The organism is Cryptosporangium sp. NPDC051539, from assembly GCF_044454545.1.
Classification (GTDB): Bacteria; Actinomycetota; Actinomycetes; order Mycobacteriales; family Cryptosporangiaceae; genus Cryptosporangium.
The window spans coordinates 107,297-128,788 of sequence record NZ_JBITDV010000019.1 but is presented as its reverse complement, the minus strand read 5'-3'; the positions used below and the strand labels follow the sequence as shown (position 1 = coordinate 128,788).

Annotated in this window: 18 protein-coding genes; 4 read left to right on the top strand and 14 right to left on the bottom strand. The window is 70.0% G+C overall.

Going from position 1 to position 21,492, the window contains the following annotated elements:
• The first annotated feature begins 180 nt into the window (after positions 1-180).
• Positions 181-777, top strand: coding sequence for a TetR family transcriptional regulator (locus tag ACIBZJ_RS40590; protein WP_395938970.1), 597 nt, complete (start codon positions 181-183; stop codon positions 775-777).
• Between the two features lie 81 nt (positions 778-858).
• Here the strand turns inward: ACIBZJ_RS40590 and ACIBZJ_RS40585 are convergent, their stop codons facing one another.
• The 8 genes from ACIBZJ_RS40585 to ACIBZJ_RS40550 all read right to left on the bottom strand — a co-directional run bounded on the left by ACIBZJ_RS40585 (position 859) and on the right by ACIBZJ_RS40550 (position 12,855).
• The gene (locus tag ACIBZJ_RS40585; protein ID WP_395938963.1) at positions 859-1,335 is read right to left on the bottom strand and encodes a hypothetical protein; all 477 of its coding nucleotides are present in this window, start codon (positions 1,333-1,335) and stop codon (positions 859-861) included.
• Positions 1,336-1,446: 111 nt separating this feature from the next.
• Entirely contained in the window at positions 1,447-3,222 is a 1,776-nt protein-coding gene (locus ACIBZJ_RS40580; protein ID WP_395938962.1) for an ABC-F family ATP-binding cassette domain-containing protein, read from the bottom strand.
• A complete protein-coding gene (locus ACIBZJ_RS40575; RefSeq protein ID WP_395938969.1) occupies positions 3,219-4,133 on the bottom strand; it encodes a 4-(cytidine 5'-diphospho)-2-C-methyl-D-erythritol kinase in 915 nt (304 codons plus the stop codon). The genes ACIBZJ_RS40580 and ACIBZJ_RS40575 overlap by 4 nt, the downstream gene beginning before the upstream one ends.
• A 175-nt stretch (positions 4,134-4,308) precedes the next feature.
• A complete protein-coding gene (locus tag ACIBZJ_RS40570; protein ID WP_395938961.1) occupies positions 4,309-7,008 on the bottom strand; it encodes a hypothetical protein in 2,700 nt (899 codons plus the stop codon).
• A gap of 305 nt (positions 7,009-7,313) precedes the next feature.
• On the bottom strand, positions 7,314-9,545 hold the full coding sequence (locus tag ACIBZJ_RS40565; RefSeq protein ID WP_395938960.1) for an immunoglobulin domain-containing protein: 2,232 nt from the start codon (positions 9,543-9,545) through the stop codon (positions 7,314-7,316).
• Positions 9,546-9,640: 95 nt separating this feature from the next.
• Positions 9,641-10,483 (bottom strand): 16S rRNA (adenine(1518)-N(6)/adenine(1519)-N(6))-dimethyltransferase RsmA, encoded by an 843-nt coding sequence (rsmA, locus tag ACIBZJ_RS40560; RefSeq protein WP_395938959.1) that lies wholly within the window; start codon positions 10,481-10,483, stop codon positions 9,641-9,643.
• Positions 10,484-10,493: 10 nt separating this feature from the next.
• Positions 10,494-11,663, bottom strand: coding sequence for a ubiquitin-like domain-containing protein (locus ACIBZJ_RS40555; RefSeq protein ID WP_395938958.1), 1,170 nt, complete (start codon positions 11,661-11,663; stop codon positions 10,494-10,496).
• A 160-nt stretch (positions 11,664-11,823) separates the two neighbouring features.
• Positions 11,824-12,855 carry an aldo/keto reductase gene (locus ACIBZJ_RS40550; RefSeq protein WP_395938957.1) on the bottom strand — a complete coding sequence of 344 codons (1,032 nt, stop codon included), beginning with the start codon at positions 12,853-12,855 and terminating at the stop codon, positions 11,824-11,826.
• Positions 12,856-12,923: 68 nt separating this feature from the next.
• Between ACIBZJ_RS40550 and ACIBZJ_RS40545 the strand changes: the two genes are divergently transcribed.
• Positions 12,924-13,535, top strand: a complete 612-nt coding sequence (locus ACIBZJ_RS40545) for a TetR-like C-terminal domain-containing protein (RefSeq protein ID WP_395938956.1) — start codon at positions 12,924-12,926, stop codon at positions 13,533-13,535.
• Here the strand turns inward: ACIBZJ_RS40545 and ACIBZJ_RS40540 are convergent.
• On the bottom strand, positions 13,532-14,353 hold the full coding sequence (locus ACIBZJ_RS40540) for a TatD family hydrolase (RefSeq protein ID WP_395938955.1): 822 nt from the start codon (positions 14,351-14,353) through the stop codon (positions 13,532-13,534). The two genes, ACIBZJ_RS40545 and ACIBZJ_RS40540, sit on opposite strands and share 4 nt — an antisense overlap.
• Positions 14,350-16,140 (bottom strand): methionine--tRNA ligase, encoded by a 1,791-nt coding sequence (metG, locus tag ACIBZJ_RS40535; RefSeq protein WP_395938954.1) that lies wholly within the window; start codon positions 16,138-16,140, stop codon positions 14,350-14,352. Before metG ends, ACIBZJ_RS40540 begins: the two co-directional genes overlap by 4 nt.
• A 95-nt stretch (positions 16,141-16,235) precedes the next feature.
• Between metG and ACIBZJ_RS40530 the strand changes: the two genes are divergently transcribed.
• On the top strand, positions 16,236-17,624 hold the full coding sequence (locus tag ACIBZJ_RS40530) for a hypothetical protein (RefSeq protein ID WP_395938953.1): 1,389 nt from the start codon (positions 16,236-16,238) through the stop codon (positions 17,622-17,624).
• Between the two features lie 3 nt (positions 17,625-17,627).
• Here the strand turns inward: ACIBZJ_RS40530 and ACIBZJ_RS40525 are convergent, their stop codons facing one another.
• The 3 genes from ACIBZJ_RS40525 to ACIBZJ_RS40515 all read right to left on the bottom strand — a co-directional run bounded on the left by ACIBZJ_RS40525 (position 17,628) and on the right by ACIBZJ_RS40515 (position 20,172).
• Positions 17,628-18,065, bottom strand: a complete 438-nt coding sequence (locus ACIBZJ_RS40525) for a hypothetical protein (protein ID WP_395938952.1) — start codon at positions 18,063-18,065, stop codon at positions 17,628-17,630.
• Between the two features lie 95 nt (positions 18,066-18,160).
• A complete protein-coding gene (gene rsmI, locus ACIBZJ_RS40520; protein ID WP_395938950.1) occupies positions 18,161-19,000 on the bottom strand; it encodes a 16S rRNA (cytidine(1402)-2'-O)-methyltransferase in 840 nt (279 codons plus the stop codon).
• A complete protein-coding gene (locus ACIBZJ_RS40515; protein ID WP_395938949.1) occupies positions 18,997-20,172 on the bottom strand; it encodes an FAD-dependent oxidoreductase in 1,176 nt (391 codons plus the stop codon). Before ACIBZJ_RS40515 ends, rsmI begins: the two co-directional genes overlap by 4 nt.
• 55 nt (positions 20,173-20,227) lie before the next feature.
• Here ACIBZJ_RS40515 and ACIBZJ_RS40510 point away from each other — a divergent pair, with 55 nt between their 5' ends.
• Complete coding sequence (locus ACIBZJ_RS40510; protein WP_395938948.1) at positions 20,228-20,782, top strand: MarR family winged helix-turn-helix transcriptional regulator; 555 nt, start codon at positions 20,228-20,230, stop codon at positions 20,780-20,782.
• 2 nt (positions 20,783-20,784) lie between these two features.
• Here the strand turns inward: ACIBZJ_RS40510 and ACIBZJ_RS40505 are convergent, their stop codons facing one another.
• Positions 20,785-21,432, bottom strand: coding sequence for a hypothetical protein (locus ACIBZJ_RS40505; protein ID WP_395938947.1), 648 nt, complete (start codon positions 21,430-21,432; stop codon positions 20,785-20,787).
• Positions 21,433-21,492: the final 60 nt, after the last annotated feature.

Genomic DNA, 21,492 nt, shown 5'->3' with positions numbered 1-21,492 from the left:
CCGCCCGGGGGGGCGCGGACTGTGGCGGGCGCCGCGGCGGGGGCCCCAGGGATCCCGCCATAAGGAGGCGCGCTCGCCTGTCAGCGTCGTCCTGGGCGGGCCGCCCACACGACCTGAGAGGATGCGGGGGTGACCGATGACCACGAACGCAGCCCGTCCGGCCGCGGAGCCCGGGTCCGGATGACCGGCAAGGAGCGCCGCGAACAGCTGCTCACGATCGCTCGCAAACTCTTCGCCGACCGGGGTTTCGAAGCCACGTCGATCGAGGAGATCGCCACCCGGGCCCACGTGAGCAAACCGGTGGTCTACGAGCATTTCGGCGGCAAGGAAGGCCTGTACGCCGTCGTCGTCGACCGCGAGATGCGCCACCTGCTCGACAGCATCACGAACGCGCTCACCGGCGCCCACCCGCGCATCCTGCTGGAACAGGCCGCGCTGGCGCTCCTCACCTACATCGAGGACGAGACCGACGGCTTCCGGATCCTGATCCGGGACTCCCCCGTCGCCACCTCCGCCGGCACGTTCTCGAGCCTGATCAGCGACATCGCCAGCCAGGCCGAGTACATCCTGGCCGGGGAGTTCAAGAGCCGCGGTTACGAAAGCAAGCTCGCCGGTCTCTACTCACAGGCCCTCGTCGGCATGGTCGCGCTCACCGGCCAGTGGTGGCTGGAGGCCCGCAAGCCCAACAAGGAGGAGGTCGCCGCGCACCTGGTGAACCTCGCCTGGAACGGTTTGTCCAATTTGGAGGCCAAGCCGCGCATCCGCGGGAAGGAATAGCGCGAAGGGCCCGGAGTTCGATCCGGGCCCCTCATGCGGTGCGTGCCCCTCGTGCGGTGCGCGCCCTCGTGCGGTGCGGGCTCAGTGGGCGGCGGCCACCGGCTCCTTGGCCGAGTCGGACGTCGGGCGGCGCACCGGCGTCGCCGTGGACACCGACGCGTAGAGGCCCGCGGTGAACCAGAGCGTGCCCAGCAGGTACATCGCGCAGACGCTGGTCACCGAGAACGCCAGGAAGTTGTCGCCGTTGCGGATCAGGACGAGGCCGATCGTGCCGACGACCCACAGGATCGGGCCGATCACCACGTTCAGCCTGGCGTCGACGTTGCGCCCGGCCAGCGCCGTCAGCAGCACGAGCGCTCCGGCCACGATCCAGAACACGCCCTGGGCCGGGTTCGCGGTCATGAGACCCCAGACCTTCTCGCCGACGTTGTCGGTGAAGCCGTTACCCGACGTCGTGGCCAGCGCGGTGCCACCGAACGCGATGCTCGCCGCACCGGTGACGATCGTCAGACCCCGGTACAGGCCACGAAGCGGATGGTCGACCGGCATGTGAGACATTCGGGGCCTCCCTGTAGTACGGCCGGACGTCGGTCGTCGGCCAGATTCTGCCCGATCAGATCGGCGAACTGCCGACCAGGTGTCGACAATCCGGTGAATCCGTGCGGTGGATCACACCTGCTCCGAGAGCTCCAGCCACGATTCCTCGGCCGCTTCCCGTTCAGCCTGGACGCTTCGTAGCTCGGAGTCCAGCTCGGCGACCTTCTCGAAGTCGGTGGCGTGGACGGTCATCTGATCGTGCAACGTCTTCTCGCGACCCTCGAGCTTCGAGATCTGCCGCTCCAGCCGGGTGAGCTCCTTCTTGGCCGCCCGGGTGTCGGCGGCCGACGACTCGGGCGCCGGAGTCGCGGCCACCGCCGGGCGTCCGGCCACGGCCGGCGCACCGGCGGCCGCCGCCACCGCACGGCGTTCGAGGTACTCGTCGATACCGCCGGTCAGCATCCGCAACGCGCCGTCGCCGAACAGCGCGTACACCTGATCGGTGACCCGCTCGACCAGGTACCGGTCGTGGCTGACCACCACCAGTGTCCCGGGCCAGCTGTCGAGCAGGTCTTCCAGCGACTGGAGCGTGTCGATGTCGAGGTCGTTCGTCGGCTCGTCCAGGAGCAGCACGTTCGGCCCGGCCATCAGCAACCGCAGCAACTGCAGCCGCCGCCGCTCCCCGCCGGAGAGGTCGCCGACCGGCGTCCATTGCCGGGCCGAGGAGAACCCGAACATCTCGGCCAGCTGCGACGCCGACAGGTCGCGGTCACCGACCGTCAGCCGCTGCGCGATCTCCTGCACCGCCTCCAGCACCCGTTTGGCCGGGGGCAGCTCGGTGACCTCCTGCGAGAGGTAGGCGGCCTTCACCGTCTTCCCGACCTTCACCTCTCCTTCGTCGGGGTGGCCGACGCCTGCCAGCAGCCGGAGCAGCGTGGTTTTGCCCGCTCCGTTGACGCCGACGAGCGCGAACCGATCGCCGGGCCCGATCCGCCAGGTCACCCGGTCGAGGATCTTGCGGTCGCCGAAGCTGAGCGACACGTTCTCGGCGTCGTAGACCTGCTTGCCGATCCGGGTGCCGGCCAGCCGCTTGAGCTGGACGGTGTCGCGCGGCTCGGGGACGTCCGCGATCAGCGCGTTCGCCGCCTCGATGCGGAAGCGGGGCTTGCTGGTGCGGGCCGGTGCGCCGCGCCGGAGCCAGGCCAGCTCCTTGCGCATCAGGTTCTGCCTGCGCTCCTCGGAGGCGGCCGCCTGCCGGGACCGCTCGGCCCGGGCCAGGACCCAGGCCGCGTACCCGCCGTCGTACTGCTCGACCGCCCCGTCGGTGACTTCCCAGGTCCGGGTGCAGACCGCGTCGAGGAACCACCGGTCGTGGGTGACGACCAGCAGCCCGCCGCGCCGACCCACGAGGTGCTGGGCCAGCCACGCGACGCCCTCGACGTCCAGATGGTTGGTCGGCTCGTCGAGCACGAGCAGGTCGGTGTCGCGGATCAGCAGCGCCGCCAGCGCGACCCGACGGCGCTCGCCACCCGACAACGGCGCCACCGGGGCGTCCAGACCGATCGTGTGGAGACCGATGCCGTCGAGGACGGTCCGGATCCGCGCGTCGCCCGCCCATTCGTGCTCGGCGCCGAAGGTGCCGCCCAGCACGATGTCGCGGACGAGCGCGTCGTCGGGGAAGCTGACCGTCTGGGTCAGATGACCGAGCCGGAGGCCACCACGGTGGGTGACCCGGCCGGAGTCCGGTTGCTCCTCCTTGGTGAGGAGGCGGAGCAACGTGGACTTGCCCGCGCCGTTGAGCCCGACGACGCCGATCCGCATCCCTTCGCCGAGTCCGAGGGAGACCTGGTCGAGCAGCGTGCGGGTGCCGAACGTGACGCTGACGTTCTCCAGGTTGACGAGGTTCACGGCCACAGGGTCGCGCCTTCCACCGAACCGTGGGCGACCCGCACGGCGCTGACGCCGGGCAGCCCGGCGATCCGGAGCCGGTTGGCGATGTGTTCCGCGCGCTCCGGGTCGGGGGCGAGGAACGCACAGGTCGGACCGGAGCCGGAGACGATGCCGTGGAGCGCACCGGCGGTCTTCCCGGCCTCGAGGACGTCGTGCAGCTCGGGTCGGAGCGAGAGCGCCGCGTCTTGCAGGTCGTTGCAGAGTGCGCCGGCGAGTGCGTCCGGGTTCGGGTCGCCCAGCGCCTTGATGACCGGATCGGGGTCGGAGGCTCTCGTACCGCCGAGGCGATCGGTCTCGGCGTAGACGGCCGGCGTCGACAGGCCCTCGCCCGCCACCGCCAGCACCCAGTGGCGGCGGTACGGGTGGGTCAGCGGGGTGAGCTGCTCGCCCCGGCCGGTGCCCAGTGCGTCACCGCCGTAGAGCGCGAACGGGACGTCGGAGCCGAGCTCGGCGGCGAGCCGGTGGATCGTCTCGGGCGGGAGCGCGAGGTTCCAGAGCGCATCACCGGCGATCAGCGCGGCGGCCGCGTCGGCGGATCCACCGGCCATGCCGCCGGCCACCGGGATGCCTTTGCGCAGGCGGATCGTGACCGCCGGCTCGAGGTTCACGTGGTCGGCCAGTTTCCGGACGGCGCGCACGGCCAAATTGGTGCTGTCGGCGGGAACGCGGTCGTCGGGCTGCTCGAGGACGAGGGTGATGCCGGGCGGGCCGGCTTCGAGGGTCAGCTCGTCGACGAGTGACACCGCATGGAAAACGGTCGCCACATCGTGGAAGTTGTCCTCACGGAGCGGCCCGACGCCCAGGTGCAGGTTGATCTTGGCCGGGACCCGCACGCGGACCGCGGAACGGGACGAAACGGTCAGCGGAATACTCCTCGATCGAACGGGCGTGCGCGTCCAGGCTACCGGCCGACCTGCGGACGCCCCGCCCCAGAGGTCCGCACGCGTTCTGCCGGGCGCCGCCGGCCGGATTCCGGCGAAACGCGAACGGGGCCCACCCCCTGGTAGAGGGTGGGCCCCGCGGGACTAGCTCAGCGTCGTTTCATCAACGAGGCAGCGGCCAGTCGCCGGCCTTGCCGAACTGCACGGTCTCCATCGACTCGTCGGCGAAGTACCACTTGTTCTCCGACGGACGGAACAGCGCCAAGTCGTTGGTGCCGTCACCGTCGAAGTCGCCGGCCAGCGGGATGTCGGAGCCGCGGCCCCAACGGACGCCCTTGCCACCGTAGAAGTACCAGGTGGCGTTCGACGGACGGAAGACGACCATGTCGTCGCTGCCGTCGCCGTTCCAGTCACCCCGCAGCGGGATATCGCCCTTGGCGCCCCACTTGATGGCCTTCATGCCCTTGATGTACCAAGTGGCGTTCGACGGACGGAAGACCGCGAAGTCGTCCGAACCATCACCGTCGTAGTCGGCCACCACCGGGATGTCACCCTTGGCGCCGTACTGCACCGGCTTCCAGCCCTGGCCGTACCAGGTGCCGTTCGACGGACGGAAGACGGCGATGTCGGTCTTGCCGTCACCGTCGAAGTCGCCCGAGACCGGCCAGTCGGTGGCCAGGCCGAACGCCACCGGGTCCTCGTGGTCGATCATCCACGTGTTGCCCCGGACGACCGCCATGTCAGAGGCCTTGTCGCTGTCGAAGTTACCGACGATGGCCTTGTCACCGGCCTTGCCGAACTTCTCCTGGGTCTTCATCCAGTTGAACGAACCGTCGCTCGGCCGGAACGTGGCGATGTCGGACTTGCCGTCACCGTCGTAGTCCGCCCAGGCCACGTTGGTCGGCGGAGTCGGCTTGTCGCCGGTGACCTCGAGCGTCGCCGGCAGCGACATCGTGCGGCCCAGCGCGTTGACCAGCGTCACCCGGTACCAGGTCCCGTCGAGGGACTTGGGCGGGTGGTTGACGGTCAGGCTCGTCGTGCCAGTACCGCTGGACACGCTGTACCAGCTGCCGGACAGCGACTTCCAGTCGCCGTCGCCGGACTTCATCTCCCACGACGCGGTGATCGGCGTGTTGCCGATGTAGCCGGTCGTGAACGTCACCGACGGGCCGTCGGCGGAGGTGCTCCGGTTGGCCGGCTGGCTGACGACCTCGGGGGTACCGATGATCGACAGCGTCGCCGGGCTGGAGAAGATCGGCGCGCCGCCGTTGGACACCCTCGCGCGGTAGCGCGTGCCGTTCTGACCAGCGACCACGCCCGACACCGTCAGGGTGGCGGTGGCGGAGTTGCTGATGCCGAACCCGTCGGTCAGGTCGGAGAAGTTGTCCGATCCGGGCGCCGCGCTCTGCCACTGCACGGTCGGGGTCGGGCTACCGGCGACGACCACGGTGAACGTCGGGTTGGCGTTGACCGCGACCGACTGGCTATTCGGCTGAGTGGTGATCGATGCCGGCGTCGAGGCGACGATCCGCCAGCCGGCGATGTCGTACTGCGGCTGGCTCACCACCGTGCTGATCGTTCCGGCACCCACGACGACGTCGCCGTTCGCGGCGAACGTCGCCGGCTCGGCGGTCACGCTGCCGTTGAAGCCGAAGTCGCTCGGCGACAGCCGGACGAGGCCGCCGGTGCCGAACGCGGCGTCGGCCGCCCCGGAGGTCCGGTAGCGGAACACCTCGCCGTTGCTCCCGCAGTCGTTCGTCAGCCAGTACCGGGCGCTGGGTGCGCCGATCGTGCTGTACGCGAGCTCCGGGTCGTTGCCCGTGCAGCCGCTGGTGACGGTGTCCGAAATGCCGGTGTCGTTGAACGTGGTGTCCACCGTGCCGGTGGCGCTGACCCGCGCCAGGAACAGGTTGTTCCCCGCCCCGCCGGAGATCACCAGCAGTCCCGGGGTGGTGCCTTCCACCAGGTCACCGAGACCCTCGTTGTACCAGGACATCGAGTCGAACTTGGTGTCCAGATCGACGGACTGCCCCTGCACGGCCCCGCCACCGACGAACGCGGTGTCGACGGCGCCGGTGCTGAGCAGCTGGTAGACGACCGACGTGCTGTCGGACGCCGTGCCGGCGACCTGTGCGGTGCCGGCGATCTTGTTGCTGGCGAGGACGGTGATGCCGCCGAGCGACATGGCGGTCGCCACCGCTCCCGGCAGCGTCGCCTGGCCGCTGCCGCTGAACCCGGCGCCGGCCGCCGCGGCACCGAGCGCGGTCAGCTGGTAGATGCGGTTGTCGTGCACCGCACCCGCGGACGCGGAGACCGCCACCGTCACCGCGCCGGGGCTGGCGACGTCGACGACGTAGAAGTTCCCGGCGTAGGTGGTGCTCGCAAGGCCGGTCGCGATGAACGCGATGCCGTCGACGTCGAAGCTCGTGTCCAGCGCTCCGGTCGCCGCCAGCACCTTCACCACGACGATGTTCATGACGCCGCTGACGACCGCTGTGCCGGTGATGAACAGGTCGGTCCCGTTGGTGGTCAGCTTGGTCGCGGTGAAAGTCGCCGGAATGTTCGCCGCGACGCCCGTACCCGGGATGTAGGTGTAGTCACCGTCGCTGTCGAAGGTGGTGTCCAGCACACCGGCGGCGGTGAACCGGTTGATGTGGAACGGCCGTGGATCGCCGCCGCCCATCCGCTGACCGAGCACGTACCGGGTCGACTGCCCGGAGATCGTGACCGCGTCGATGCCCAAGGTGTCGGTGTATCCGCCGAGGGCGGCGCGGTCCCAGTTCGAATCCGAAGTGCTGGTCTTGCCGTAAGTCGGGTCTGCGATGTACGTGTCGGCTGAGGCTGGTAGCGGTGCTGCGAGCATTGCCGCGACCGTACCGATGCCCGCCGCAGCCGCCACCAGTGGCGTCGTGCGGCGGGCGGCACGGCGTGCATGTACCCCCATGCTGGTTCCCCCCATGATGTGTAACCCCCTCCCGACGGTGATCGGGAGTCTCGACGCACGCTAGCACTTTCCTGACATATCGGACTTATTGAGTTATTAACGTCGCCTGCGCCTGACAAATTTTTTAGGCGGTCCCGCCCAAACGGACACATCAGTAGGTTTTGTAAACGCCGTTCACCACCGCGGGATCCCCGATTCCGGGGATCCCGCGGTGGTGATTCCGGCTACAGAACCGTGAGCAGCGCCGGCTGCGACGTCGCGGTCTCCGAGCCGTTCGTCGCTACCGCCCGGTAGCGATATCCGCTCCGCGCGCTGGTCAACGCCGACAGGTTCAGCGTCGCGGACGTCACGCCGCTGACCCCGCTGCCATTGGTCATCGGGGTCCACGTCGCACCCAGCGTCGGCGCCAGTTGCTGCCACTGGACGGTCGGCGCCGGGTCACCCCCGAGCGACACCGACAACGACACCGCGCCGTTCGTCGCACCGGTGACGGTGGACGCCGGGTTGGTGACCGACAGCGGTGAACTCGCCACGGTCAGCATCGCCGAGTCCGACACCGCGGGCGTGTCCACACCGTTGGTCGCCACGACCCGGTACCGGTTGCCGTTCTGGTCCTTCGTCAGGCCGGTCAGCGTCAGCGTGGCCAGATTGCCGACCTGCGCGGCGAGCGCCCCGCTGCCCAGCTGAACGTTCGTCCACCGTGCATTGGTCGAGGTGCCGAGCACCTGCCAGCGCGTGGTCGGCGTCGGATCACCCGACACGGTCGCGGAGAACGTGGCCGCACCGAGCGCCGCCGTCTGCGCGGCCGGGTTGGACACGTCCGCCGCGGTACCCACGGTCAACGTCGCGGCGTCGGACACGACCTGGCCGACCGTGTTCTTCACGACCGCCCGGTAGCGGGCACCGTTGGACGACGACGACAGCCCGGAGAGCGGCAACGTCGCCACCCCGGCGGAAACGGTCCCGGACACCGACAGGTCCTCCCACGTCGACCCGCCCGGCGCACGCCGCTGCCAGGTCACGGTCGGAGCCGGATCACCGGTCACGTTCACCGAGAGCGACGCCGCGCCGGCCGAGGCGATCTTGTCGGCCGGGTTCGTCACGGTCGGCGACGCGCCCACGGTCACGGTCGCCGCGTCGGAGACCACCGTGTCGATCGTGTTCTTCGCGACCGCCCGGTACCGGGAACCGCTCAGCACCGAGGTCAGGCCCGACAGCGGCAACGACGCCGTGATGCCGGAAGAACCGGCAGGCACGGAGGTTCCGAGCCCCGCCAGGTCCTCCCACTGCGACCCGCTCGCGGGCGAGCGCCGCTGCCAGGTCACGGTCGGCGCCGGGTCGCCGGTCGCGGTGACCGACAGCGTGACGCCACCCCCGATCGCGAGCTTGTCGACCGGGTTCGAGACCGTCGGCTTCGAGCCGGCGACCGTCAGCGTGGCCGGGTCCGACTGCGCGCTCTCGCCGTAGACGTTCGACGCGACGACCCGGTACTGGGCGCCGCTGTCGGCGGTCGTCAGCTTGGACAGCTTCAGCGTGGCGACGCCGTCCGCGAAGCTGGTCGCCGCGTTCTCCGACGCCACGTCCAGCCAGAGACTGTTGGCCGAGACCCGTCGCTGCCACTTCACCGCCGGCACCGGGTTGCCGCTGACGGTCGAGGTCAGCGTCGCGTTGCCGTCGACCGCGGTCTGGTCGGTCGGGTTGGTGACGGTCGGCTTGATCCCGACGTCGATCTTGACCGGGTCGGAGATGTCGACACCGACCGGGTTCGTGACCACCAGGCGGTACGAGTTCTTCGCGAGTTCGGACGTCAGGTTCGAGAGCAGGAGCGTCCCGGTGCGCGCGCCGGAGACCGTCGAGCTGTTGGTCAGCGACGTCCAGCGCGGGGCGGTGAGAAGCGCGGTCTGCGGACGCAGCACCTGCCAGCTGTAGCCCAGCGGCGTCATGCCGACCGGAACGGTGGAGGTCAGATGGACGCTCCCACCGGTCACGACCCTCGACTCGGTCTGGGAGACGCTGCTGATCAGCGGCGGGTCCCCGACGATCGGGCTGACCGAGTCCGACGTCGTCGACCCGCCGTTCGAACTGCCGACGACGACGCGCAGACCGATGTTGTTCAGCGCGGACGTCGCGTTCTTGATGCTCAGCGTGCTGGTGTCGGCGCCGGTGTAGCCGATACCGAGAACGTCCACCGACCCCAGCGCGGGCAGCCAGAGGCCGGAGCCCTTGAGCAGCTCGTACTGCCACTGGTAGGTGAGCGATCCGTCGTCGGTGGGTGCGGCCGTGACGCCGAGTTGGACGTCCGAGCCGGTGGGCGTGGCCTCGGCGACAGGTGCGACGGTGATCGTCGGCGGCGACGCCAGTGCCGGTGCCGGTACGCCGACGAGCGCGACAGCGAGGGTGGCCCCGGCGACCAACGCCAACCCTCGTCGCGCCCGATCGGATGCCAGTCTTCGCATGCTTGTTCCCCCCGAAAGTGGTCATTCAGACTCACACTTCGGGGGGAGATTAGCACTGTATGCTCTATTTACTACTTTTAGGAAAGTAAGTCCGATTAGACTCGGGCGGCGGCGATCCGCGCGAACGTCGCGACGTCCACCGTCTCCCCCCGGGCCGTCGGCGACACCCCGGCGGCGACCAGCGCCTGCTCGGCCCGATCGGCTCCACCGGCCCACCCGGCGAGTGCCGCGCGCAGCGTCTTGCGTCGTTGTGCGAACGCCGCGTCCACGACGGCGAACGTCTCCTTGCGTGACGCGCCCACCGGGGGCTCCCTCCGCACCAGCCGGACGAGACCCGAGTCCACGTTGGGCACCGGCCAGAACACCGCCCGTGGCACCGAACCGGCCTTCGTCACCGCGGAGTACCAGGCGGCCTTGGCGCTCGGGACGCCGTACGTGCGCGACCCGGGGGGCGCCGCGAGCCGGTCGGCCACCTCGGCCTGCACCATCACCAGCCCGGTCCGCAGCGACGGCACGGTCTCGAGCAGGTGCAGCACGACCGGGACGGCGATGTTGTACGGCAGGTTCGCGACCAGGGCGGTCGGTTCCCCTTTGACGTCCGCGCGCAGAGCGTCCGCATGGACGACGGTGAGCCGATCGGCGCGGTCCGGCAGGCGGTCGCCGACCGTGGCGGCCAACGCCCCGGCGAGCACCGGGTCTATCTCGACCGCCACCACCGCCGACGCGGCGCCGAGCAGCCCGAGGGTCAGCGAGCCGAGGCCGGGACCGACCTCCAGCACGACATCGTCCGGACCGATTTCCGCGGTCCGGACGATGCGTCGAATCGTGTTCGGGTCGTGCAGGAAATTCTGCCCGAGGGTCTTGGTGGGACGGACCCCGAGCCGCTCCGCCAGCGCTCTGATCTCCGCCGGGCCGAGCAGGCCTTCGTCACTGGACACGCCAGCGACCCTAACTGAACAGGCGGGACCCGCAGACCGGCCACTGTCCGGCACCGGACGCGGAGTAGAGCATCTGCGCCCGCATCGTCTGTTCGGAGGCCGACGCCTGGCTGGGCAGGCCGCTGCCGCCCATCCGCGTCCAGGTACCCACGCTGAACTGGTACAGCCCGTGGTAGGTGCCGCCGGGCGAGACCGCGGACGGGTTCCCGCCGGACTCGCACTTGGCCAGCGCGGCCCAGTTCAACCCGTTACCGCTGGTCGGGTACGACTTCGTGACCTTCTTCTTCGTGCCCTTCATGACCACGGTCGTCGTCGGCGCGGTCACCACGGTCTTGGAGATGACCTCTTTGCTGGTCACCTTTCCGTCCGTGTAGACGTACCGCACGACTTGACGGGCGCTGCCGGAGCGGCCGCGGGTCACGACGCGCTTCGTGCCCGACGTCATGCTCGAGTCGCTGCGCGACGTGACCGGCGAAGGCACGGTGACGGTCTGCGTCACGCTCTTCGTCGCGATCCGCTGCACGACGATCTTCTGCCCGGACGCCAGGACCGACGCGACCGCCGGTGTCGACTTGTCGTCGCCGTCCAGCGCGAGTCCGCGCTCGTCGAGCAGTTCGTCCACGGTGGACGCGTAGGTGGTGGCGGTGGTCGTCCGGCCGTCTGCCGTCAGAGTCACCTGCTTCGGCGTGCGGACGCTGAGCACGGCACCGTCGAGGGGAAGGCGGGAATGGCGTGACGCGGACAGTTTGATGTCGCGCCGTCCCATGGAGAGCTCGTCGAGAGCCTCGTCCACGGTGGGCGCGGTGACCCAGACTTCGCGGGTCGCACCGTCCACCGTGACCTTGAGCTTGCGGGCCCGGTCGATCTCGATCGTGTCGCCGCGACGGACCTCGGAGTCGAGGGCCGGGACGACCTCGTCACGGTCGCCGACCTTCACGTCGGCGGCGGCGAGCACACCACGGACGTCGTCCGCGTGGGTGTGCACCGTCTGCTGTTCCCCGTCTACACGGAGGGTGACTGCGCGATCGGTGGCGACCCAGGCACCTCCCCCGACGAGTAACGCCGCGACCGAGGCGATCTTGATACCGGTAGCTACTTTTTTCGCGCGTGGCGAGCGGTCTTGCACCCTGCTCCAGACCTCTGAGGACCCGGGCAGGACGGTAATGCGACTGCGGTCCATCCCGGCGATTCGAGCCGCTAGGTATCCCCCAGTGACCCGACGCGCCACCATACGTGGGGTTTTTGCAACCGGCCACCCTCTCATGCACGGACTATCGGGACATACAATCCGTGTGAGGTCCGGTTTGTAACGGGGTTCCTGGCCGTTTTCGTGGCGGTGATCACCCGACGATCGAAGGGTTCCTGCGCGCGAATGCCGCTTGCCGTTCGTACGGGAAGTACGGATACGGAGCGTGACGAAAACTCGCCACGTCGAGCCGTCGCACCTGGTCAGCGGTGAGGTTCCAGCCGACCGCACCGAGGTTGTCGCGCAGTTGCTCCTCGTTACGGGCACCGATGAGGACCGAGGACACGGTCGGGCGTCGCAGGAGCCAGTTGAGGGCCACCTGGGGCACGGTCTTGTCGACTTCCGCGGCGATCTCGTCCAGGGCGTCGACGATGCGGTAGACGTCTTCGTCGGCGACCGGAGGGCCGAAGTCCGCGGTGTCGTGCAGCCGGCTCGTCTCCGGAAGCGGGGCGCCACGGCGGATGCGGCCGGTGAGGCGGCCCCAGCCGAGTGGGCTCCAGACCGTGGCGCCGAGGCCCTGGTCGGCGGCGAGCGGCATCAGTTCCCACTCGTAGTCGCGGCCGACGAGCGAGTAGTACACCTGGTGGACGACGTAACGGGGCCAGCCGTGGCGGTCGGCGATCGCCAAGGATTTCATCAGCTGCCAGCCGGCGAAGTTGGACACCCCGACGTAGCGGATCTTGCCCGCCCGGACCAGCTCGTCGAGCGTGGAGAGCACCTCTTCGATCGGTGTGCAGGCGTCGAACGCGTGCAGGTGGAACACGTCGATGACGTCGGTCTGCAGACGACGCAGAGCCGCTTCGGCGGCGTGCACCAGGCGACGGCGGGAGGTGCCGGCTTCGTTCGGGCCGTCGCCGATCGGCAGCCCGGCCTTGGTGGAGAGCAGGACGGCGTCCCGACGGCCCTTGATCGCCGCGCCGAGGACCTCCTCGGAGGCGCCGTCCGAGTAGACGTCGGCGGTGTCGAACATCGTGACTCCCGCGTCGAGGCAAAGGCCGACCAGGCGGCGGGCCTCCTGGACGTCGGTGCTGCCCCAGGCGCCGAACAGCGGGCCCCGGCCGCCGAACGTGCCTGCGCCGAAGCTCAGGGCCGAGACGTCGAGGCCTCCGATTCGCCGATACTCCATGAGCCACTCCTTAAGGGGACTACAGTTCCATTAGAAGTTACCACGCTAATGGAACTGGAGTTCCTTTAATGACCGAGAGGCCGGGAGGCCGCACGGCCCGCGTGCGCGCCGCGGTGCTGCGGGCGGCCGAGGACGCGCTGATCGGCGTGGGTTTCGCCGGTCTCGATCTGGCCGACGTCGCGCGCCGGGCCGTCGTGGGGAAAACGACGGTGTACCGGCGGTGGGGAACCGTGCCGGCGCTGGTCGCGGACCTGCTGACCGAGATGGCGTCGTCGTCGGTGGGGCGCGCCGACACCGGGTCGCTGGCGGGTGATCTGCGGGCGAACGCGGCGCTGGTGCAGGGCACGCTGGCCGACGACCGGCAGGGCCGCTTGTTCCGGGCGATCCTGGCCGCGGCCCTGACCGACGAGGGGACGGCGGCGGCCTTGCGGCAGTTCTACGAGGTGCGGGTGGCGGAGTGGGCGCCGTGCGTGGAGGCCGCCGTGCGGCGGGGCGAGTTGCCCGCGGACACCGATCCCGGAGAGGTGATCCGGGCGGTGTCCGCGCCGTTGTACTACCGCCTGGTGACCGGGGGCGCGGTCGAGCCCGAGCACGCGGAGGCGGCGGCCGAGGCGGCCGCAGCCGCCGCCCGCGCCGGCGCTTACGCCGCCGGGACCGGGGCGTCCGGCTGCTCGGGCTAGGCGATCGGGCCGAAGATCCGGGTGCCGGTGGCCATCATCGCGGCGGCCAGTTCGTCGACGTCCTCGCCCCGCACGTCGGCGATCGCCCGGAGCGTGATCGGGATCAGGTACGGGGCGTTCGGCCGCCCCCGGTACGGCATCGGCGTGAGGAAGGGCGCATCCGTCTCGACCAGCAGAAGTTCCCTCGGCGCCACCGCCGCGGCGTCCCGCAAGCCTTGCGCGTTCTTGAACGTGACGTTGCCGGCGAAGCTCATCACCCAGCCGCGCTCGGCGCACCGCCGCGCCATGTCGGCGTCACCCGAATAGCAGTGGAAAACCACCCGCTCCGGCGCGCCCTCCGACTCGAGTACCCGGAAGATGTCCTCGTGCGCGTCCCGGTCGTGGATGACCAGCGCCTTGTCGTACTGCTTGGCCAGTTGCACGTGCGCGCGGAACGAGTGTTCCTGCGCCTTCACGCCGTCCGGACCGGTCCGGTAGTAGTCGAGCCCGGTCTCCCCGATCGCGCGCACCTCGGCCCGCGTCGCCAGCGCCTCGATCGCGCGCAGGGCGGCGTCCAGATCGGATTGTCCGGGAGCATCGTTGGGGTGCAGGGCAACGGCGGCCGACACCGTCGGGTGGGCGGCTGCCAGGTCGGCGGCCCAGATCGACGACGGGACGTCGCACCCGACCTGGATCACCCGGGTGACGCCCACCGCCGCGGCCCGGGCGAGGGCCGCGGCGGGGTCGCCGTCCTGCAAGTCGAGGTGCGTGTGGCTGTCGAGGACCGGAGTGCTCAGCGGCTCCGGATCCGGCGGCAGGGTGCCTTCGCGAGGACTCACTCGCCCTCCAGGCGGCCGATCTCTTCCTCCACGATCGACTCGTCGAGCTTCTTGAACACCGGCTTCGGCGGCGCGAGCGGACGGCCGACCTCGATCGGCCGGGACGCCCACCGGGCCTGCGCGGCCGCGTAGTCCCCCTGGATCACCGGGTAGTCCGGCCCGCCTATTTCGGTGACCTCGCGGACCTCCGGCTCGCCCGACCAGGTGCCGGTCTCGCCGAGCAGCTCGTGGATCTTCTGCGCCGAGTGCGGCAGGAACGGCGTCAGCAACGCCTTGCAGTCGTCGACCACCTGCAGCGCGGTGTAGAGGACGGTGTCGCGCCGTTCGACCTGCGCCGAGTCCTTCATGGCCCACGGGGCCTGATCGGAGAGGTACTTGTTCGCTTCGCCGACCACGCGCATCGTTTCGCCGAGCGCCGCCTTGAACCGCGACCGTTCGAGGAGGGCGCCGACCGTTCCGAACGCGGCTTTGGACGTGTCGAGCAGCGTCGCGTCGGCCTCGGTGAGCGTGCCCGGAGTCGGGATGGCCCCGACGTTCTTCGCGGCCATCGAGATCGAGCGGTTGACCAGGTTGCCCCAGCCGGCGACGAGCTCGTCGTTGTTGCGGCGGCGGAACTCGCTCCAGGTGAAGTCGGTGTCCTGGGTCTCCGGCCCGGCGGCGGCGATGAAGTACCGCAGCGCGTCGGCGTCGTACCGGGACAGGAAGTCGTTCACGTAGATGACGACCCGGCGGGACGAGGAGAACTTCTTGCCCTCCATCGTGAGGAACTCGCTGGAGACGACTTCGGTCGGCAGCTCGAGCGTGCCGTACTCCCCCGGCGTGCCGCCCTTCGCGCCCAGGCCGTTGTAACCGAGGAGCTCGGCCGGCCAGATCTGCGAGTGGAACGTGATGTTGTCCTTGCCCATGAAGTAGAACGAGGACGCCTCGGGGTTGCACCACCAGGACTTCCAGGCGTCGGGCTCACCGGAGCGACGCGCCCACTCGATCGACGCCGAGAGGTACCCGATGACCGCGTCGAACCAGACGTAGAGCCGCTTGTTGGGATTGTTTTCCCAGCCTTCGAGCGGTACGGGGACACCCCAGTCGATGTCGCGGGTCATCGCCCGCGGCTTGAGGTCGTCGAGCAGGTTCAGCGAGAACTTCAGGACGTTCGGCCGCCAGTCGGTGCGCGTCTGCAGCCAGGATCCGAGCGCCTCGGCCAGCGCGGGCAGGTCGAGGAAGAAGTGCTCGGTCTCGACGAACTTCGGCACCTCGCCGTTGATCCGCGAGCGCGGGTCGATGAGGTCGGTGGGGTCGAGCTGGTTGCCGCAGTTGTCGCACTGGTCGCCGCGCGCGCTCGGGTAGCCGCAGATCGGGCAGGTGCCCTCGATGTAGCGGTCGGGCAGCGTGCGGCCGGTGGACGGGCTGATCGCGCCCTTCGTGGTCTTCTCGATCATGTACCCGTTGCGGTGCAGGGTCTTGAACAGCTCCTGGGCCACCGCGTAGTGGTTACGGGTGGTGGTGCGGGTGAACAGGTCGTAGCTCAGCCCGAGGCCCTGGAGGTCGTCGACGATCACCCGGTTGTAGCGGTCGGCGAGCTCGCGGGCGGTCACGCCCTCCTGCTCGGCCTGGACCAGGATCGGCGTCCCGTGCTCGTCGGTACCGGAGACCATCAGGACCTTGTTGCCCGCCATGCGCTGGTACCGGCTGAAGACGTCGGAAGGAACGCCGAATCCGGAGACGTGGCCGATGTGCCGCGGGCCATTGGCATAAGGCCACGCGACCGCAGTGAGGATGTGACGGGTCATGCGATAAGCCTAGGCCCAGTGCCACAGAGCATTAACGCCACGCCGACAGGGGACCGATCCGGCAAATCGGACGTTGAACGCGGTCCAATGAGTCGGTGGGTACCAGCAAAGACGCGGCGCCGGCTCTGGCTACCGAGGTGCCGACGTTGGCCGAGCCGGTTCTCTTCGAGATCGACGCCCCCCGGGCGCCGTCGATCGCCCTCGGGGAGCCTTCGGCCCACGGTGACGGCGGAGGGGCCGGCTTCCTGGACGCAGCGGGCGTTCTGGACGGGACCGGAGGCACCGCCGGGAGCGGGCGCGACCGCGTAGGCGACCGCCGGGGCGAGCGCGGCGGCGCGGGCGAGCGCGGCGAGCGCGTGGGCGCGGGCATAGGTGAGCGCGTGGGCGTGGGCGAGCGCGGCGAGCGCGTGGGCCGGGGCGATCTGTCGCCGTACGAGATGCCGGGCACGCAGCCGCTGCCGTTCGACCTGCCGGATGCACCGTTCGCGGCCGGACCGCCGTTCGTGAACAGAGCACCGCTCGAGGACAGGGTGGCGTTCGAGGACGGGGCGCCGTTCGAGGACGGGGCGCCGTTCGTGACCGGGGCGGTGGCGCAGCGGGAGCCGGAGATCGAGGGGCTCGCCTCGTTGCGCAACCATCTGCGCGCCGCACTGGTCAGTGACCGGATCGCCGGCGCCACGGCGCAGCGCAGCGCCACCCACGTCGGCGACCGCCGGATCGTCCAGCGGCCGGCTCCGGCCGGGCCGGGACCCGCTGCGCGAACCGCCAGCGCCAACCGGAGCCGCGCCACCAGCCCGACCGCCCCCAGCCCGGCCGCTGGCGGGCAGGCCTCGGGCGAGCCGGGCTCGGGCGGGCTGGGCTCGGGCGGGCTGGGCTCGGGCGGGCTGGGTCTTGGTCGGCGACCGGGGTTCGGCGGACCGGCCGGGAGCGCGGGAGCACGCGGGGCAAAGGCAGCGGACGGGCCCGCGCTCGGCGGACCGGATCTGCGCCACCCCGGGGCCGGACTGGCGCTCGCGATCGTCCTGGGGCTGCTGGCGACGTTCTTCGCGTCGGTCAGCGCCACGCATTTCTGGCTGGCGACCGGCGTCGGGACCACCGGCACCGCGACCGTGCTCCGCTGCACCGGCACCGGCACCGGCACCGGCACCTGCACCGCCCGCTTCGTGCCGTCCGGCCAGACTTTCACCCGCGACGTCCGGCTCGCGAACCTGTCGGCGGCCCAGCGGACGCCGGGCACCCCGATACCCGCCCGGCTCCTGCACCGCGACAGCGGCGTCGCCTACGCCGGCTCGGTCGGCGACCTGCACCTCCGCTGGGTACTCGGGTTCACGCTGGTCCTCACCTGCGGCCTCGGCATCGGCGCCGGGACCGGCGTCCACCGCCTGCGCCGCGAGGGCCCGCACCGGGTGGCCGCCCTCTGGCTGCTCAGCCTGGGCGGCCCGGTCGGCCTGCTGCTCATCGCGCTGACGCTGGCCGCGTTCTAGCGGCTACCCCGTCTCTCCCGACAAGCGGATGTTCTCGACCTGGACGATCTCGGCCGCTCCGAGCGGCAGCGCCTCGTGTGCCGTGTTGCCACCTCGCCCTGGCGGCGCCTTCTGGGCCCATTCCTCGAGCGTCGCGGTCGCTTGACGGTCCGCGTCCGCCACGAAGACGCGGAACACCCGCTGGTCGTGTTCGTCATTGCCGAGATAAATGTCCGCGCAGCGGACCTCTGTGCGATTTCCCGTAATCGCACAGGGCGCCGCCTGGATGATGAGTCGGTCACCCCTCAACTGCTGATATCCGGCCCACAAGGTATGGCCCGGGGCCAGCTCGCCGCTGAGTAACAGACTCGCTTGCCGCGGCCGCGGCACCCGCTGTCCAGTGTTCAGCCCGTCGAACGTCAGCGCCGACGGGCTCGGCGAGGCCGGCGTCGTCGTCGGCACCGAGTTCCACAGATCAGCGCACCCGCCCCAGCCGCACCGTCCGAACAGGACGTTTTAGTTTTGCATGATCGCCAGGAATAACGTCGATAACTTGTTCAATGGCCCCGTTTGGCGGCCTGGACCGCGTCGTAGACGACGTTTCGGGGGACGCCGACGGCGGTGGCGACCGCACGCATCGCCTCCTTGCGGGGCACTCCCCCGGCCTCGGCCAGCGCCACGCGGCGCGCGAGTTCGGCCGGCTCCGGGACGTCGTCCGGGCCGGGCGGTGGGGCTCCCCCGATCACGACCGTGACCTCGCCCAGCAGCCCATCTTTGGCCCAGATCGCGAGCTCGCCGAGCGTCCCCCGCCGTATTTCTTCGTGGGTCTTGGTGAGCTCGCGGCAGACGGCCGCGGGTCGGGCGGCACCGAACGCGGTGGCCGCATCCTGCAGCGACGATCCGATGCGCCGCGGCGATTCGAAGAACACCATCGTGCGCGGTTCGGCGGCGAGCGCCGCGTACGCGGCCTTGCGCTTGCCGGGGGCGTGCGGCAGGAATCCCTCGAAGCAGAACCGGTCGGACGGGAGGCCGGAGAGCGTGAGCGCGGTCGTGACCGCGGACGGTCCCGGAAGGACCTTCACCGGCACGTCGGCGGCGATGGCGGCGACGACCAGGCGGTAGCCCGGGTCGGAGACGCTCGGCATACCTCCGTCGGTGACCAGCAGGACCGTGGCGCCGTCCTGCGCGCGGCCGACGACGCTCGCGGTCTGACGCTGCTCGGTGACGTCGTCGAAGCGGATGACTTGGCCACCGATGGTCACTCCGAGATCCGCGGCCAGCCTTTTCGCGCGCCGCGTGTCTTCGGCGGCGATGACGTCGGCGGTGGCCAGGGCCTGCTTGAGACGGTCGGTCGCGTCGCCCGGGTTACCGAGGGGAACGCCGGCGAGGATGATCACTTTTCCAGTATCACGGGCTCGTCCCAGTCGACGTGGTACCGGTACATCCAGTCGTTGTTCATCGAGCGGGACGCGAGCTTGAGGAACAGCGGCATCATCGCGTCGCGGATGACCCGGCCGACCGGGCCCGCGGCCTTCAGGTTGCTGGTCCGGGCACCGGCCGCGACGACCTTCTCGACGCGCGGCCGGCGGATGCTGGTGTAGGTCTCGAGGGCTCGTTCGATCGGGAGGTCGCGCAGGCACTTGGCCAGCACCACCCCGTCCTCGATCGCCATCGACGCACCCTGTCCCGACGAGGGGGACGTCGCGTGGGCTGCGTCCCCGGCCAGGACGACCCGGCCGCGGTACCAGTTCGGGACGACCGGCAGGTCGTACGTCGCCCAGCCGGTCATCGGGTTCGTGCTCGACTCGATCAGCGCGGTCGCGGGCGAGTCGTCGTCCCGGAAGAGGTCGAGGAGCCGCCGTCGCCAGGCGTCGCCCTGATTGATCTCGGCGAGTTCCGACGCCGTCGGCGGAGTCGGGTACGGCGGGTTGGCGAACCACCAGACCTCGCCGTTCGGAGCGGGGACGTAGCCGAAGAACGCGCGCTTGCCGAAGACCATCGTGAACGTGCCGGGCTCGGCGCCGGTGTCGACGCCGGTGGCGTAGCCGCCCGTGTTCAGCACCGGCGTGTACCGGGGTTTCGGCGCGTCCGGGTCGATGATCGTCCGGGTCGGCGAGTGCAGACCGTCGCAGCCGACGACGAGGTCTCCGGTCGCGTGGGTGCCGTCGGCGAAGTAGGCGGTGTCGTCGGTGATGGTCTCCAGACGCTTGCCGTACTCGATCGAGATGCCCCGGGCGAGCACCTCGTCGCGCAGGGCCTGGTACATGTCGGATCGGCGGATCGTGCGGCTGACCGCGTCGACGGAGCCGTGGGACATCTGTCCGAGCACGCGCCCGGTGCCGCTGCGCATTTCCATCCGCGGGGTCTCGAACGCTGCCTTTTCGACCGCCTCGTTCGCGCCGAGGACGCGTAACGCGTCCATGCCGTTGCCGGCGAACGTCAGGAACAGCCCGACGTCGTCGGCGGTGTGGGCGTGTCGCTCATAGATCGTCGCCTCGATGCCGGCGCGGTGCAGCGCGATCGCGGTCGCGGAACCCGCGATGCCGCCGCCGATGACCAGTGCTCGCATGGTGTCCCCCATTTATTTCGTTCGGACGAACTAAGTATTAGCTAGGATGTCAAGGGTGGGAAGCGACCGGAGCGAGCCAGCGGCGCACAGCGACGAGTCCGCCGCGCAGGGAGACGGCCGCCTACCGCAGGCGGCGCCGGGAGGCGGCGGCGGGGAGCGGGACGGGCTCATCGCGCAGCTCGACATGGCCGGCCGGGCGCAGAGCACCGTCGCGGTGATGTTCCATACGGCGCTCGCGGAGCTGTCCGGCCTGAGCGCGACCGAGCAAAAGGCGCTCGACCTGATCGAGCGCTTCGGGCCGCTGACCGCCGGCGACTTGGCCGAGCGGTCCGGCCTGGCGCCGGCGTCGGTGACCGGGCTGCTGAGCCGGCTGGAGCGCAAGGGCTTCGCGCGCCGGATCCCGAATCCGGACGACCGGCGCAGCGTGCTGGTGGAGACGGTGCGGGGACAGCTGGATTCGATCGGGCCGCATTTCGTGGAGTTGCTGAGGCCGCTGCATCAGCTCTACGACACGTTCAGTGACGAGGAACTCCACGCCATCCTGCGATACCTGACTCAGGTATCGGCGATCCAGCAGGAGGCCACCAACCGTCTCCCGAAGCCGGATTGAGCTCACCAGCGGTCGACAGCCACCTCGTCGTCGAATCGGCGCCGCAATCTCCCCGTCGACATCGGTTTCAGTGCCTTCCGCCTGCGCCCGCGTATCCTTATCGTCAGCGCCAAGCCGATGCCGAGGACTGCGAGGTAGGCCGCCCAGCCGTAGCTGGCAAAACTCCAGACGTCCAGCGAGGCCAGCGTGATCAGCGCGCTCGCGGCCAAGCACGCGTACTGGAACGAGCTCTCGCTCTCCGGGTTCGTGAACGACTTCGCGAACGTCGGAATGGCCGCGAGCGCGTCGGCCAGGATCGCGAACACGATGGCATAGCGAGCATCGGAGAACACGCACCACATCGCCACACCGAGCCCGGCGGAGACTCCACACACGACGTCGAAGACCGACGTCTTCCAGTGCGCGGATTTGCTGCGCACGGCGACGATCAGCGTGCACGTCGGGTTGAGTCCAGCGACCAGGGTGATGAAGGCCGGCAGGTGGACTCCCTCGCTGATCTGGGCGAAGAACGCGATATAGGGAACGATGGCCCACAGCGTCCAGGTGACCAAATGTGGCTTGACCCGGCCCTGTAGTGCTTTGCGGACGTAAACGCTGGTACCCAAGACGTTGAACGCAAACGCAAGGAAAACGAAGTTCGAATCGATCACGGCCCTCACCCGGTTATCATCGGTAGCGCCGATACCCGAGCGACGCCAGTGCCCCTATCG